The organism is Rhizobium sp. 'Codium 1' (assembly GCF_020889605.1).
GTDB lineage: Bacteria > Pseudomonadota > Alphaproteobacteria > Rhizobiales > Rhizobiaceae > Allorhizobium > Allorhizobium algae.
In genome coordinates this window covers 190,555-206,120 of the sequence record NZ_JAJGPW010000006.1, presented here as the reverse complement: position 1 = coordinate 206,120, position 15,566 = coordinate 190,555, and the positions used below count along the sequence as shown (strand labels likewise).

Below are 15,566 nucleotides of genomic sequence, written 5' to 3'. Positions count from 1 at the left end.
AAAACACATGAACAGGACATTGCTTCTGGCATCGGCGGCCATCTTCGGCTTCGCTGCATCCGCCGTCACAGTCTCGGCTGAGCCGCCGCCGCTGGCTCAAAAGGAACGCTACAAAGTTGGCTTTTCCCAGATGGAAAGCAACAATCCGTGGCGCATTGCCGAAACCAAGTCGTTCCATGACACGGCTGAGAAGTGCAACTGGGACCTGATCGCCACGGATGCAGCCGGCTCGGCTGCCAAGCAGGTTGCCGATGTCGATTCCATGATCGCCCAGGGCATCGATGTCCTGTTCCTGCCACCGCGCGAGGAAAAGCCGCTCATCCCAGCGGTCAAGAAGGCCAAGGCCGCCGGCATCCCGACCTTCCTGGTCGACCGTTCCGTCGATCCGAATTCCGCCAAGGCCGGGGAAGATTTTGTCGCGTTTCTCGGTTCGGATTTCGTCGATCAAGGTCGACGCGTTGCCGAATGGACCATCGAGAATTTCAAAGGCGAAAAGGGCGTGATCGTCGAGCTGGAAGGCACCACCGGCTCGTCTCCGGCCAATGATCGCAAGAAGGGCTTCGATGAGCGGATTGCGCAGGATCCGCGCTTTACGATCGTCGCATCTCAGACCGGCGATTTCGCCCGCGACCTCGGGCGTCAGGTCATGGAAACGCTGCTCCAGGCCCATCCCGACGTCAATATCGTCTATGCGCACAATGACGAAATGGCGATCGGCGCGATCCAGGCACTGGAACTTGCCGGCCGCAAGCCCGGTGAGGACGTCACGATCGTCTCCATCGACGGTACGCGTGATGCCCTGCAGGCCATTTCCGATGGCAAGATGGGTGTGACGGTGGAAAGCTCGCCCTTCTTCGGTCCGCTCGCCTGCGACGTGATGAAGCGTTACGCCGCCGGAGAGAAGATCGAGCCCTGGGTTCAGGTCAAGGACCGGATCTTCACCAAGGAAAACGCGGCCGATCATATCGCTGAAGCCTACTGATCCTTCCGTGCCAGGGGAGGTGCCTTGGGGCATTTCTCCTGGCTCCTTTCCCGGCGCGATCGTGAGGTATGGAATGCAGCCGCTTGTCAGTATGGACGGAATATCAAAGACCTTCGGAGGCGTGGCAGCGCTGATGGCGGCGCAGCTCGAAATTGCGCCCGGTGAGGTGCATGCCGTGATCGGCCAGAATGGCGCTGGCAAGTCGACGTTGGTGAAGATCCTGACGGGGGTCTATCGCCGTGATGCGGGCTCTGTTCACTTTGCCGGCAAGGAACTCAACATAGCGGGCCCGCGCGAGGCGCAGGATGCAGGGATCGCCACGATCTACCAGGAACTCAATCTGGTGCCCCTGCGCAGCGTCACCGAAAACATCGTGATGGGCTACGAACCGCGCCGCTTCGGCGGGTTGATCGACTGGCCGGAAGCGCATCGGCGATCGAGCGAGATCCTCACGCGTTTCGGTGTCGACATCGATGTGCGCGCGCCGCTTGGCAGCTATTCCACGGCGGTCCAGCAACTGGTTGCGATTGCCCGAGCCGTGTCGCTGGATGCCAAGCTGGTCATCATGGACGAACCGACGTCATCGCTGGACGACCGAGAGGTTTCCATTCTGTTCGACGTCGTGCGGACGCTGAAAGCCGCTGGCATTGCGGTGCTCTACATTTCCCATTTTCTCGAAGAGCTGTTTGAGATCTGCGACCGCGTGACAGTCATGCGCGATGGCGTGACGGTCGGTCGTCGTGACATTGCCGATTGCACAAAGCTGGACCTGATCGCGGACATGCTCGGCCGCAATCCGGACGATATCGCCGCGGCTGGCATGACCAGCCTTGGCGGCGCGGAGAGCGAACCTGGCGAACTGCTGCTGGTGGCAACCGATATCGCAACGGGCCGCAGCCTGCGCCATGCATCGCTGACGGTTCGGCGCGGTGAAATCGTGGGCCTCGGTGGTCTCTTGGGGTCAGGGCGCACGGAAGTGGCGCGGGCGATCTTCGGTGTCGATTCCCTGGTGAAGGGCGAGATGCGTATCGGCGATCAACTGTCACAGCCAAGGAGCCCGGCCAATGCGATCGCAGCAGGTCTCGGCTACCTCGCAGAAGACCGCAAGGCCGAGGGCATCGTGCCGGACATGTCGGTTCGCGAGAACCTGACGCTGGCGCTTCTGCCCAAACTGACCTGGGGCGGCGCCATTGACCGCAAGCGCGAACGCGCTCTGGTCGAACATTACATCAAGGTTCTCGGTATCAAGACCTCCAGCATGGAGCAACCGATCAGAGAATTGTCGGGCGGCAATCAGCAGAAGGTGCTGCTGGCGCGCTGGCTCGCCAATGAACCGGACTTGCTCATTCTCGACGAACCGACCCGCGGTGTGGATGTCGGCGCCAAGCTCGAGATTCAGTCCATCATTCGAGACTATGTATCGAAAGGCGGCAGTGTCTTGCTGATCAGTTCCGAGTTTGAGGAACTCGTGGAGGGCGCCGACCGGATCGTCGTGCTGCAGGCCGGGCATACCGTGTCGGAGCTACAGAATCCCGGCATTACCGAGAACGCGCTCGTTGCAGCTATCGCCCACCATCATCAGGAAGATGCAGCATGAGCACTACCGAGCTTCCTCTCGCGAGCACGTCGCGAACATATGCGTCTGGCGCCGGTTTTGTCCGGCAGCATGGCAGCCTGATCGCCCTTGCCTTGATCCTGTTGTTCAATGTCATGGTCACGCCGAATTTCGTCAGCCTGCAAACCTTCTTCGTCAACATCAGTCAGGTGGCGACGATTTCGATCGTCGCCGTCGGCATGACGCTGGTGATCGCCACCGGCGGCATCGACCTCAGCGTCGGCGCTGTCATGGCCTTGGCCGGGGCCTTGGCTCCGTTGATCTTCACCTCCGAATTCGCCCAGGCCTATCCGGTTCTCGGTTTGACGGCGGCTATCGCCGTGCCGCTGGTGGTGGCGCTCGGTTGCGGGGTCTTCAACGGCTCGCTCGTCAGCCTTTTGAATGTGCAACCGATCATTGCCACGCTGATCCTGTTCATCTCGGGCCGGGGGATCGCCCAGGTGCTGACCAACGGCAATCTGCAGACCTTCAGCAACAAGGCGTTCAGCTATCTCGGAACGGGCAAGATCCTCGGATTGCCGTTTCAGGGCTGGCTGGTCCTGGCTCTGGCGATTGTCATCTGGTGGCTCGTGCACCGGACCCTGTTTGGTCGCTACCTGCTCGCTGTCGGCGGCAACGAGACGGCAGCACGGCTGACGGGCGCGCCGGTCAAGCGCATCAAGATCGGCGCCTATGTCATCTGCGCCGGCCTGGCGGGACTCGCCGGCCTGATCGTCGTGGCCATCAATTCCGCCTCTGATGCAGCGCGCATCGGCAATCTGATGGAACTGGATGCCATTGCAGCAGCCGTGGTCGGTGGCGCCCTGCTGCAAGGGGGGCGTGCCCCTGTCTTCGGCGTCATCCTCGGAGCGGTGATCATCCAGCTGGTTCGATACACGCTTCTCGCAAACGGCGTTGCGGACGAAGTCGCTCTGGTCGCCAAGGCCGGGATCATCATCCTCGCCGTCTACATCCAGCAAGGACGAAAGGACTAGGAGATGCTTGATCAATCGGCATTCGATCTGCGCCGCTATCTGCGCGGCAACTCGCAGACCACCGGCGTCTGGATCGCGCTTGCCATGCTCATCCTGTTTGGCTTGCTGCGCTACGACAATTTCGGCGGGGCGTACAACTTCAGTTCCTTCCTCAACTACAATGCGATGTTCATCCTGATTTCGCTCGGCATGTGCTTCGTCATCCTGACCGGCGGTATCGATCTGTCGGTCGGCTCGGTGGCGGCGTTCACCTCTGTCGTTGCTGCCTATATGTCGCCCTATGGCATTCAGGTGGCGCTGCCCTGCGGTGTCGCCACCGGCGTGCTGATCGGAATTCTCAACGGCTTCTTCATCGTCGGTATGCGCATTCCGCCGTTCATCGCCACGCTCGCCACCATGCTGGGCGCAAAGGGCGGGGCATTGATCATCTCTGGCGCGGAGACCATTGCGGTCGATTGGGGATCCAATTTCACCCGGCTCGGCATGGAAAGCGTATTCGGGCTCTTTCCGTGGGCTATCCTGATCGTCGCCGGCGTTGCCATCGCTTTCTGGGTGCTTCTCGAACACAGCTCACTGGGCCGCGTCGTGCTCGCCGTCGGCGGTTCGGAAGATGCTTCGCGACTGATGGGTCTGGATGTCGACCGCACCAAGCTCTTTGTCTATGCGCTGAGTGGCGGTTGTGCCGGACTGGCGGGCGTCTTCCTCGCATCCGGTTTCGGCGCCGGTCAACCGCTTGAGGGCGTCGGCTGGGAACTCTCCGCCATCGCCTCCGTCGTGGTTGGCGGGACTCTCCTGACGGGCGGCATCGGGTCAATCCCGGCCACCATTGCCGGAGCGCTGCTGCTCGGCCTGGTGTTCAATATCCTCAATTTCGAGAATGGCCGGGGCACGATCAGCATGAGCGCCTATTGGCAGATGGTTATCCGGGGTGGCTTCCTGTTTGCAGTTATTCTTCTTCAAACGCGCGGGATCTCCGGTCCGCGCAAGACAGGCATGACGCAATGACCAAGATCAGCACAATCGATGTGAGACTGTTTCATATTCCGCTTGCCGAAGTGCTGGTTGATGCCAAGCATGGCGATCACCATCATTTCGAATTGATCACAGCCACTGTCACGCTGGAGAATGGCGCTACCGGGACGGGCTATACCTATACGGGCGGCAAGGGTGGTCACGCGATCGCGGCGATGATCGAACACGATCTGGCGCCGTTCCTGATCGGCCGCGATGCCGAACCGGTCGAGGAGCTCTATGATGGCATGCAGTGGCATGTGCATTATGTCGCGCGGGGCGGCATCGCCTCATTCGCGATTTCGGCCATCGATATCGCATTGTGGGACTTGCGCGGCAGGCGTCTGGGCGAACCGCTGTGGAAGATGGCGGGCGGCGCTTCCAATCGTTGCCGTGCCTATTGCGGAGGCATCGACCTGAACTTCCCGCTGCCCAAGCTTCTGGACAGTATCCGCAGCTATATCGCGCGCGGCTTCGACGGGGTGAAGATCAAGATCGGTCAGCCAAGCCTTGCAGAGGATCTGGAGCGCATCAGGGCGGTGCGCGAGCTGATCGGCCCCGATGTCGCCTTCATGGTCGATGCCAACTACTCAATGAGTGTGGATCAGGCGATCGAGGCGGCGAAGGCCTTTGTGCCCTATGATCTGCTTTGGTTCGAAGAGCCGACGATACCAGACGATTATGCAGGATATGCGCGCATCGCCGAAGCAACCGGCATGCCACTCGCCATGGGCGAAAACCTGCACACCATCCACGAGTTCGGCTATGCCTTCGACCAGGCCAAACTCAGCTTCGTGCAGCCCGACGCTTCCAATTGCGGTGGCGTCACCGGCTTCCTGCAGGTCGCAGATCTGTCGTTGGAACATGGCGTGCCGATCTGCAGCCACGGCATGCAGGAGCTCCATGTCAGCCTGGTATCGGCGCGCAGCAATGCGGGCTGGATTGAGGTCCATTCCTTTCCCATCGACCAATATACCACCCGGCCGCTTGTGGTCGAAGACAGGATGGCCGTGGCTCCTGACACCCCTGGTATCGGGGTCACCTTCGATTGGGCGAAGCTCGAATCCGAAAACACTCTGAAAGCATGAGGTTCCCATGACCAGCAAAGCGGCCGTCTATCGCGGCAACAAGACGTTTACGCTCGAAGCCCGCGAGGTTGCGCCGCCGGCCAAAGGCGAAGTTCAGATCGATGTCGCCTATTGCGGCATCTGCGGAACCGACCTGCATATCTATCTCGGGCACATGGACAAGCGCGTCGGCTTCGAGCGCACTGTCGGCCATGAAATGTCCGGCACGATCTCAGCGATCGGTGAGGGCGTCGAGGGGCTCGCCTCCGGACAGCGCATCGTCGTGCGTCCGCTCGACGCCTGTGGCCATTGCCCGGCTTGTGATGCGGGGCATCAGCACATTTGCCATAACCTGAAATTCATTGGCATCGATACGGAGGGCGCGTTCCAGCAGAAGTGGAATGTGCCGGCCCATACCATCCACGTCCTGCCGGACAATCTGAGCCTGCGGCATGCGGCCCTGATCGAACCTCTGGCGGTGGCCTGCCACGACGTCAAGCGCGCGCGCCTCCAGCCAGGCGAGGATGTGGTGGTCATTGGCGGTGGGCCGATCGGCCTGCTGGTGGCGCTGGTTGCCCGCCATGCCGGCGGCCAAGTCACGATCTCGGAGATCAATGAGAACCGGCTGGCCTTCGCTGAAAAGCTGGGTTTCCGCACCGTCAATCCCAAGCTGGCCGATGCCGCGGCATTTGTCGCGGAATCGACGAACGGCAAGGGCGCGGATGTCGTGTTCGAGGTGTCGGGCACGCAGCCCGGTGTCGACCTGATGACAGCCGTTGCGGCAACGCGCGGCCGGATCGTGATGGTGGCGATCCATGCCAGCAAGCCGCAGATCGATCTGTTCCAGTTCTTCTGGCGCGAGTTGGAAATGCTTGGCGCGCGGGTCTATCATCCGCAGGATTTCGAGCAGGCCATGGCTCTGCTGGAAGACGGAGTTGTGGATTGCGACAATTTCATTACCGATATTCAACGGCTCGACGCGATTCAGGGCGCCTTTGAGGCGCTGACCACGAACCCCAATGCGATGAAGTCGATGATTCAGGTTTCGGAGGAGCCGGCATGAGCGTTATGACAAGTTTTGATCTTTCCGGGAAAACCGCGCTTGTTACCGGCGCCAAACGCGGCATTGGGCGCGGCATGGCCAAGGCGCTCGCCGAAGCGGGAGCCGATATTATCGGCGTTAGCGCAAGCCTTGAAACAAGCGGAAGTGACGTCGAAGGCGATGTTCTGGCCGCTGGTCGATCCTTTCGCGGCTATCAATGCGATTTCGCCGATCGCAAGGCCGTGACGGCGTTTGCCGCGCAGGTTCTGGCGGACAATCCCCGGATCGATATTCTGATCAACAATGCCGGCACGATCCGACGCGCACCGGCGACAGAACATTCCGATGCGATCTGGGATGAGGTCATCGAGGTCAATCTGTCCTCGCAGTTCGTCCTGACCCGGGAAATCGGGCGACATATGGTTGAGCGCGGCAGCGGCAAGATCATATTCACCGCCTCACTGCTGACCTTTCAGGGTGGCATCACCGTTCCTGGCTATGCTGCCTCGAAGGGCGCTATCGGTCAGTTGACCAAGGCTTTCGCCAATGAGTGGGCGGGTCGAGGCGTCAATGTCAACGCAATTGCGCCTGGCTATATCGACACCGACAATACCGAAGCCTTGCGCAACGATCCTGATCGCTCGAGATCCATACTTGAGCGCATTCCGGCTGGACGATGGGGGCAACCGGAAGACTTCGCCGGACCGGTCGTGTTTCTCTCGTCCTCCGCGTCGAATTACGTAAACGGGACCGTCCTGATGGTTGATGGTGGCTGGATGGGCCGCTGAGGCGGTGGCTAAGGGAGCAGGTGGCGGGGTCGTCAGAAAAGCCGGCATTTGCCGGTTGCGCTGGCGGTCCATCTTCCCGACGGTCCGGTCGACGCAGGTTTTTTGGGTCTGCAACGGCGCCTCGCGCAATGCTGCCGTTTCGCACCGGCAGCTATTTCCCGAGCTTTCGAACCACGCCGGTTCGCCTTGAAGGCCCCGAGGGGGTCATTCAGCAGTTGCAGGAAAGAGCGGACGCCGGGCTGTCTCCGCCTTTATCGCCACGCCCTTGCCCGGGATACACAGAAGGCCGAAAGCACGCTTTGGCGCAATGTCGACAACCACACATTCGCGACCTTAGCGATCGGTTGCCCGAACTTGGATACGGAGCAGCGCTCAACATGCGAGCGGTGCTCCGTATTCTCGCATGCAGATTGCTTCATGTTTCCAAGGTTGACCGACTGTGACAAGGCGGCGCGTGCCTGGCGATGATTTGTTAGTATTTATTTGCATTCCCATGAAAATAAATCCATATTCCGAATGCGAAGATAACAACTAGGAATGATTTCGTGCTCGTCATCCTTGCCGACGATCTTACCGGCGCACTGGATACAGCCGCCCCTTTCGCGGCACGGGGACTTCGCACTGAAGTCGTCCTGAAAGTCGGCGCGGTCGCCCAGGGACTGGCCTTGTCACCGGAGGTTCTTTCGATCAATCTGGCGTCCCGCGAGGGGTCTCGGGAAGAGGCGTTTCAGGCGATGCGACAGGTCCTCGGGTTGCTGCCTCCTCAGGTTACCCTGTTCAAGAAGATCGATTCTCGGCTCAAAGGTCATATCTCACGGGAATTGGATGCGATTTCCTATCGGCGCGCTTTGGTCGCGCCTGCCATCCCCGCATTCGAACGGGTGGTGCGAAATGGATATATCGAGGGCTTCGGCGTTGCGACGCCGATCTCCATCGCAGACGTGTTGGAGCAACATGCAGCCCGCGCACTCATTCCTGACGCGCTGCAACAGGAAGACCTGCTCGAGGTGCTGGAAACGGCCGAGGCCGGCGGTGTCGATCTCCTGGTCGGGGCGAGGGGCCTTGCCGAGGCACTCGCCTGTCGCAAGACGGGGCGGGCCGATGGCGAGCTTGTCGCGCCGCCTGTTGGAAAAGGCCTGTTCGTCATCGGCTCGCATGACCGGATCACTGTCGAGCAGGCGGAGCAATTGCGACAGCTCGACATGGTTGCCTTCAATCCCGCTCCGAACGGTATCATGGAGCCTTCGGTGCCAGGCTCGGCACCCATGATCCTGGTGCAGGCGACCGAAGGGGAGACGCGAATTTCGCCCCAGGAAGTCTCGGCCAATCTGGCACGGAGCGTCCATCCGCGCTTGACGAGCGAGGCGCAGACCATACTCCTGTGTGGCGGTGCGACAGCAGAAGAGGTTCTGGATAAAATGGGCATTGAATGTTTCCGCCTAGAGGGCGAGTGCATGCCGGGCCTTGGTCTGGCTCATGCCAAAGGTCATTGCATCATCGCCAAATCGGGGGGCTTCGGGCAGCCGGACACCCTGGCGAAGGTTGCTGGAAAACTGGACGGGGTCAGGGGCTAGGAATGGGACTTCAGAGCGGAACGGCACGCAAGAGCCTGGCGGATCAGGTGTTCGAGCGCATGCATCGGGCAATCAAGTCGGGGTCTTACCAACCGGATGAACGGCTGCCGACCGAGCATGATCTCGCGATCGAATTCGAAGTGTCGCGCCCCATTATCCGGGAAGCCCTGCGCCGGCTTCGCGAGCAAGGCTTTATCTACTCCCGGCGTGGTGCCGGCAGTTTCGTGCGGTCCGTGGGTATGAAACAGCCGCTCGGCTTTGGCCAGTTGGAGAATGTTGCGGATCTTCTCAATTGCTATGAGTTTCGCCTGACGCTTGAGCCGGCTGCGGCAGAAGCTGCCGCCATGCGCCACACGCCTGCGGCACTCGCCTCGATCCGCGAGGCGCTCGAACTAATGCGCGATGCCACCAACCGCCAAGCCCATCGCGAGGATGCCGACTTCCAGTTCCATGTCGCCATCGCCCGTGCTGCCAACAACACCTATTTCTCGACCGCCATGGAGGCCCTGAAGGACCACATTGCCGTCGGCATGCGTTTCCACGGTGTCTCGGTCAAGCGTGACGCTGCCGGGCTGTCGCGCGTGTTTGCCGAGCACGAAGCGATTGCGACGGCGATCGCAGCAGGGGAAGGTGCCCGGGCGAAAGAACTCATGCATGCCCATCTGACCGGTTCGCGTGCGCGTCTCTTCCAGACGAGTGCTTCTCTTGCAGCTCAGTCCGAGGGGTGAGTGCACACCTTCAGGCGCGCGAAGTCCTGAAGGGAACAAGGGCCCGGCGGCCCGTATCACCCTGCCGCGACGCCGGACGGCTCAATAGGCCGCTCGATAGATCGCCAACACATCTTCGACGGCCATGTCGGCAGGATTGTTGTCCATCAGTCGGCGATTGGCGTGGGCCTCTGCCGCGTAGCCTGCCAGAGCATCCTCGTCCGCGCCGTGCCGAGAGAGCTGCATCTCGATGTCGAGTTCGGTGCAGAAACGGCAGGCGTTTTCGAGCAGGGCGTCGCGTGATCCGGCGCTGAAGCCGAGTGCTTCGGCCACTTCCGCCGTCTTGTCCTGAACCGCAGGCTGGTTGAAAGCGAGCACATGCGGGAAGACGATTGCGTTGGCCAGGCCATGTGGCAGGCCAAGGCGCGTGCCGAGCGGATAGGCGATGGCGTGACCAGCCGCCGTGTTGACCGGGCCCAGACAGATGCCGCCATAGTATGAGGCGAGCATCATGGCTTCGCGGGCTTCGGTGTCAGAGCCATCCTTGACGGCGCGGGCGAGATATTTGCCGACCAGGCGGAAGCCCATGCGGGCAAAGCCATCGATCATCGGATGGGCGCGCTTGTTGGTGAAGGCCTCGACGCAATGGGCCATGGCATCAACGCCAGTGGCAGCCGTAACGGCCGGTGGCACAGTGAAAGTCAATTGCGGATCGAGGACCGCGATATCGGCAATCATATGGGGGCTCTCGACCGCAATCTTGTTCCCCTTCACTGGATCGGTGATCAGCGAACGGATGCCGGCTTCCGAGCCGGTGCCAGCCGTCGTCGCCACCTGAACGAGCCGGGTGTTGCGGCCGTTGACCTTGTTGGGGCCCGCGACGTCGATGAGTGTCTGTTCGCTGTCCCAGAGGACCGCGACGAGCTTGGCGACGTCAAGCACGGAGCCGCCGCCGAGGCCGACGACGACCTGAGGTCTGACCCGACGCGCCACCGCAAGCGCCGCCTCAAGCGTCGCCACATCCGGTTCTCCGGGGATGGCGTCGAAGACCTCGATCTTGCCGGATAGTTTCAGGCGATCAATGAAACCTGCTGTGATCGGTGTCGCGATGACCAAGGCAGATGTGGCGTCGGAGACGAGGCTGCCGACCTCTCCGATCGTGCCTGCACCGACGATGAGGCGGCGCGGCTGGTGGAGGGTGATGGATGCGGTCATCGGTGTCATCCTTGCTTGACCTTGCCGGCGACCAGCTTGCGGGCATAGGCAATGGCCGAATTCATGTTGCCGTGATTGGCAATGCCCTTGCCGGCGATGTCGAAGGCGGTGCCGTGGTCGACAGAGGTGCGGTCGATTGGCAGTTCGACGGAGACGTTCACCGCCGTGTCGAAGGCAACCAGCTTGATCGGAATATGGCCCTGATCGTGATACTGGGCGACGACAAGATCAAAGGCGCCGGAATAGGCCCGGTAGAAGACCGTGTCGGCCGAGATCGGGCCGAGCACATCGATGCCTTCGGCGCGGGCGGCTGCGACTGCGGGGGCGATCTGATCGTCATCTTCCGTGCCGAAAAGACCGTTCTCGCCGCAATGCGGATTGACGCCGGCAACCGCGATACGCGGTTTCTCGTAGCCGATGCGCTTGAGATGATCATTGCCGGCCCTGATGGTTGCAAGCACGCGTTCGGTGGTCGCCCGGCGGATGGCTTCCTGAAGCGAGACGTGGGTCGAGACGTGAATGACCTTCAGGCGTTCGGAGGCAAGCAGCATGTAGGCCGCCTTGGATCCCGTCAGGCTGCGCAGCATGCCCGTATGGCCGTCATAATGGTGGCCGGCGAGGTTCAGCGCTTCCTTGTTGATCGGGGCGGTCACGATGCAGCCGATCTTTCCGGCTTCGGCATCGCGAACGGCTCTTTCGATGAAGCGGAAGGCGGCGTCGCCGGCGACCGGGCTGAGTGTGCCCCAGGGAAGCGGTGCGCCCTCAATCTCGATGTCGACAACATAAGGCGTGAGGTCCAGATCGACCTTCAGTGCCTCTCGCGCCGCTTCGAGGGTTGCCAGATTGCCGTAGATCCAAGTCGCTGTGCGATCCTCGGCCGACATTTCGGCCAGAGCCCGGACCGAGATCTCGGGCCCGACGCCGCAGGGATCGCCCATGGTGATGCCGATAGTGCCGCTCATGTCATGCTCCGTCTTCGGGACGATCCCAGCCGGGGGCGAGCCGGACATATTTGATCGCGCGTCTGTGATAGGTATAGGCGATGTGAAGGGATCCGTCCGGTTCGGCCAGGAGCCATGGATAGGACATTTCCTTGTTTCGTCCATCGGTGGAATCGTTCGACAGGCAGGTTCCCGGTCCATCTTCGATCAGGATGCGATGTGGGAACGTGCGACCGCCGTCGTGCGAGATGCAAACGGAAACAGGCGCGCGCGGCACGCCCCAGATGGGGGTGCAGCCGCCGGTCGGGTCCGCCTCCGGCCTGTCGTCCTGTTCTCCGAGTTCATCATAGAGAGAGGTTCGACGGTCAGGGGAGGCCGCGGCATTGACAGGATTGCAGATGATCGCAATGCGGTCGTTACTGAGCGTGATTGCTGCAATCGAGGAGTTGTTGTTCGGCAGGTCTGTCGGTGCCGGGATGCTCCAGGTCTGACCTTCATCGCTGCTCTCGGTGCGGTAGACGAAGTCTGCCTGGCGACGGCGGAAAAAGGCGGCCATGTTGTCTTCGCCAAGGGTTACAGGAGACATGTGCACGCAGCCGATCGACCGGGGGAGCTCGTCGAGCGCCCAGGTCACGCCAGAGTCCTTGCTGATGCCGAGGGCTGCGGTGTCATGGCTGCCATTCCACTTTTGCCCCGGGCGCGGGATGCAGCGGAAAATGGGGAGAAGCCATGCGCCATCTTCGCGGATCATGACCGGCGCGCGCACGAAGCAGCCCTGGGGCAGGTCGAGATAGCGCCCTTCCGCAGCGGTCAACCGCGTCGGGTCGGCGGCATCCGTCTTAATCTCCGCCATCCTGATCCGGCATTCATCCTGGTTTCCCGAAGGCTGCGACGTGTGAAGCAGGAGCAGACGACCGTCAGGTGCCTGGAACAGGACGGGGTTCTGCTCGGAATGGTCAGGGTCGGAGCTCAGCCGTTGCGGCGGTCCCCAGGCTGATGCACCCTTAGGCAACACGGAAGCATAGATCGAAATGTCGGATTTTCCTTCGAGCGATCCGCCGAACCAGGCGCAGATCAGGCTTCCGTTCGCCTGCCTGTGCAAGAAGGATGCGTGGTTCTGGACCATCGGGGATGGAAGCAGCGCCTCGATCCGGCCCGCATCTTTCGCGGTGAGTGCGCCGGTCATGCGCCGGGCGATGTCATCAGGTGTCATGGAACGCTCCTCTTGACCTCCGAAATCTGCCATTTCTACAAAGTTGTCAAGTTTGTTTATGTCGTAAAATTGGTTGCCTGTGAAAACGGAAGAATCTATCTATCTGTAAATAAACAGTAATTTATGATGTCATCGCATGGCGAATTTTTACATTGGAAAATCATTTGACAAAAACGGGTGGAAGTTGGATGGTTTGGGCATGCCGACGTGGAGGTCGGCCGGGGAGGGTGTCATGCAGGTAGAAGAGAGGCGCGAGCGGGTTTCCGCAGCAGAGCTCTTCGCGACCGGGGCGGCGGCGGTGCTGGCTGCGTCCGACGCCGGGAGCTTGTGTGTCCATGGAAGTGCCGTGCTCGCTGCAGGGCTGGCCGGATTTTCCGGTGCGATGATCATTGTCGGCACGTCTCAGTCCGGCTTTGCGCCGGCTATCGGGCTCGGCCTTGTCGGCGCGCTTCTGCAAGCCGGTATCCACTTGATCCTGAAATCGATGAAGCGTGGCGTTGCGACCTCGACCCTGGTCGTCTGGAGCTTGTCGCTGACCGTGACGATCTCGTTGTCGCTCGCTGTGGCCTTCTTCGCCATGCCGGGAAACTGGGAGCTGGCGCTGCTCGCCCTTCAGAGCGTGGTCGGTACCAGCTGCATGGGTCTCCTGACGCATGCCCTGTCGATTGCTCCCGCAAGCATCGTCGCGCCGATCGATTTTCTGCGCCTACCTCTCGTGGCACTCGGCGGTTCTGCCTTGTTCAACGAAAGCATTGCTCTGACCACTGTGGTCGGAGCGATCCCGATCTGTCTCGCCGCGCTCTTGGCTGGGCGCCCGCAAGGCGTGAAAGCTTCAAACTGAATTCATCTGGGAGGAGAATGGAAATGAGAAAGACTGCATTGCTGTGTGCCCTGGTCATGGGCACCACCCTTTCCCCGGCTTATGCCGGCTCTGGGCCGATCAAGGTGGTGTTGCCGGAAGAGGCCGATCTGCTTGAGCCCTGCATGGCGACGCGTTCGAACATCGGCCGCATCATCATGGAAAACGTCAGCGAGACGCTGACCGAGCTCGATGTGCGCGGCGGCACCGGCGTCCAGCCGCGCCTTGCCGAGAAGTGGGAGCAGAATGCCGATGGTAGCTGGCGTTTTCATCTGCGCCAGGGTGTGACGTTCTCCGACGGCAGCACCTTTGATGCCAAGGACGTCAAGCACAGCTTTGACCGCATCATGAGTGACAAGAACAGCTGCGAATCCCGACGCTACTTCGGCGGCATGACCGTGACACCGACGGTCGTCGATGACTACACCGTCGATTTCAAGGCCGATCCGGTGCAGCCGATCCTGCCGTTGCTTCTGTCGCTCGTCACCATTGTGCCCGAGGAGACACCTCTGGAATTCGTCCGCGAACCGGTTGGCACAGGCCCCTACAAGCTGAGCAACTGGACACCCGGGCAGCAGATTGTCCTCACGAGCCGCGACGATTACTGGGGCGCAAAGCCCGAGGTGACCGAAGCCACCTATCTGTTCCGCGCTGACCCTGCCGTACGCGCAGCCATGGTTCAGGCGGGCGAGGCAGATCTGTCGCCGTCGATCTCGCAGGTCGAAGCCACCAATCCGGCGACCGACTTCTCTTACCTCGACAGCGAAACCGTCTATCTGCGCATTGACCACAATATCGAGCCGCTGAACGACGTCCGCGTTCGCCGGGCACTCAACCTTGCTGTCGATCGCGAAGCCTTCCTCGGGACCCTGCTGCCGGACAGCGCACTGCTCGCCACCGCCATCGTGCCCCCGCCGACGCTCGGCTGGAATCCGGACGTGAAGGTGCCAGCTTACGACCCTGATGCTGCCAAGAAGCTGATCGAGGAGGCGAAGTCCGACGGCGTAAAGGTCGATACGCCGATCACCATCGTCGCCCGTTCGGCAAACTTCCCGAACGTCACCGAAATCATGGAGGCGATCCAGCAGCAACTGCAGGAGGTCGGGTTCAAGATCGATCTGAAGTTCGTCGAAGTGGCCGAACACGAGCAGTATTATTCGAAGCCCTTTGCAGAAGGCCGGGGCCCTCGGATCGTCGCTGCCATGCACGACAATTCGAAAGGTGATCCGTCCTTCTCGATGTTCTTCAAATACGCGACGGACGGCACCCAGTCGGGCTTCTCCGACCCGAAGGTGGACGATCTGATCACGCGCGCCTCTGCTGCCGTCGGTGACGAACGGGCAAAGCTCTGGTCGGAATTGATCGCCTATCTGCATGACGAAGTGGTCGCAGATGTGCTTCTCTTCCACATGGTCGGCTTCTCGCGGGTTTCCGAGCGACTGGATTTCAAGCCGACGATGGCGACGAATTCCATGCTCCAGCTCTCCGAGATCAAGATCAAGTAATCGTCGGGCGGCGCGCGCCGTCCTGTTCACTGCAAGTCCTGCGGCGGGATGATCCCGCCGCACCGCTTTCTTC

At 61.1% G+C, this 15,566-nt stretch carries 14 protein-coding genes; 11 read left to right on the top strand and 3 right to left on the bottom strand.

Features of this window, described 5'->3' with window-relative positions; all coding sequences use genetic code 11:
- Nucleotides 1-7: 7 nt before the first annotated feature.
- The 9 genes from LJE98_RS15805 (at nt 8) to LJE98_RS15765 (ending at nt 9,781) form a co-directional block, all read left to right on the top strand.
- The gene (locus tag LJE98_RS15805; protein WP_229576181.1) at nt 8-982 is read left to right on the top strand and encodes an ABC transporter substrate-binding protein; all 975 of its coding nucleotides are present in this window, start codon (nt 8-10) and stop codon (nt 980-982) included.
- Nucleotides 983-1,055: 73 nt separating this feature from the next.
- Nucleotides 1,056-2,579, top strand: a complete 1,524-nt coding sequence (locus LJE98_RS15800) for a sugar ABC transporter ATP-binding protein (protein ID WP_229576180.1) — start codon at nt 1,056-1,058, stop codon at nt 2,577-2,579.
- Nucleotides 2,576-3,571, top strand: a complete 996-nt coding sequence (locus LJE98_RS15795; RefSeq protein ID WP_229576179.1) for an ABC transporter permease — start codon at nt 2,576-2,578, stop codon at nt 3,569-3,571. Before LJE98_RS15800 ends, LJE98_RS15795 begins: the two co-directional genes overlap by 4 nt.
- Before the next feature lie 3 nt (nt 3,572-3,574).
- Entirely contained in the window at nt 3,575-4,576 is a 1,002-nt protein-coding gene (locus LJE98_RS15790; RefSeq protein ID WP_229576178.1) for an ABC transporter permease, read from the top strand.
- Nucleotides 4,573-5,670, top strand: coding sequence for a mandelate racemase/muconate lactonizing enzyme family protein (locus LJE98_RS15785; protein WP_229576177.1), 1,098 nt, complete (start codon nt 4,573-4,575; stop codon nt 5,668-5,670). Before LJE98_RS15790 ends, LJE98_RS15785 begins: the two co-directional genes overlap by 4 nt.
- Nucleotides 5,671-5,677: 7 nt before the next feature.
- Nucleotides 5,678-6,712 (top strand): zinc-dependent alcohol dehydrogenase, encoded by a 1,035-nt coding sequence (locus LJE98_RS15780; RefSeq protein ID WP_229576176.1) that lies wholly within the window; start codon nt 5,678-5,680, stop codon nt 6,710-6,712.
- Nucleotides 6,709-7,479 (top strand): SDR family oxidoreductase, encoded by a 771-nt coding sequence (locus LJE98_RS15775; protein ID WP_229576175.1) that lies wholly within the window; start codon nt 6,709-6,711, stop codon nt 7,477-7,479. Before LJE98_RS15780 ends, LJE98_RS15775 begins: the two co-directional genes overlap by 4 nt.
- Nucleotides 7,480-8,024: 545 nt before the next feature.
- Nucleotides 8,025-9,053, top strand: a complete 1,029-nt coding sequence (locus LJE98_RS15770) for a four-carbon acid sugar kinase family protein (protein WP_229576174.1) — start codon at nt 8,025-8,027, stop codon at nt 9,051-9,053.
- 2 nt (nt 9,054-9,055) lie between these two features.
- On the top strand, nt 9,056-9,781 hold the full coding sequence (locus LJE98_RS15765) for a FadR/GntR family transcriptional regulator (RefSeq protein ID WP_229576173.1): 726 nt from the start codon (nt 9,056-9,058) through the stop codon (nt 9,779-9,781).
- An 81-nt stretch (nt 9,782-9,862) separates the two neighbouring features.
- Here LJE98_RS15765 and LJE98_RS15760 read toward each other — a convergent pair whose 3' ends face one another.
- From LJE98_RS15760 to LJE98_RS15750, 3 genes are read right to left on the bottom strand one after another with little or no spacing between them, the layout of a single operon-like run.
- On the bottom strand, nt 9,863-10,975 hold the full coding sequence (locus LJE98_RS15760) for an iron-containing alcohol dehydrogenase (RefSeq protein WP_229576172.1): 1,113 nt from the start codon (nt 10,973-10,975) through the stop codon (nt 9,863-9,865).
- A gap of 5 nt (nt 10,976-10,980) precedes the next feature.
- Nucleotides 10,981-11,937 carry a 4-hydroxythreonine-4-phosphate dehydrogenase PdxA gene (gene pdxA / locus LJE98_RS15755; protein ID WP_229576171.1) on the bottom strand — a complete coding sequence of 319 codons (957 nt, stop codon included), beginning with the start codon at nt 11,935-11,937 and terminating at the stop codon, nt 10,981-10,983.
- 1 nt (nt 11,938) lies between these two features.
- Nucleotides 11,939-13,129 carry a sialidase family protein gene (locus tag LJE98_RS15750; protein ID WP_229576170.1) on the bottom strand — a complete coding sequence of 397 codons (1,191 nt, stop codon included), beginning with the start codon at nt 13,127-13,129 and terminating at the stop codon, nt 11,939-11,941.
- A gap of 232 nt (nt 13,130-13,361) precedes the next feature.
- On the opposite strand from LJE98_RS15750, the gene LJE98_RS15745 reads away from it, so the two are divergent.
- Nucleotides 13,362-13,970, top strand: coding sequence for a DMT family transporter (locus tag LJE98_RS15745; RefSeq protein ID WP_229576169.1), 609 nt, complete (start codon nt 13,362-13,364; stop codon nt 13,968-13,970).
- A gap of 23 nt (nt 13,971-13,993) precedes the next feature.
- A complete protein-coding gene (locus tag LJE98_RS15740) occupies nt 13,994-15,493 on the top strand; it encodes an ABC transporter substrate-binding protein (protein ID WP_229576168.1) in 1,500 nt (499 codons plus the stop codon).
- The last annotated feature ends 73 nt before the right edge of the window (nt 15,494-15,566 follow it).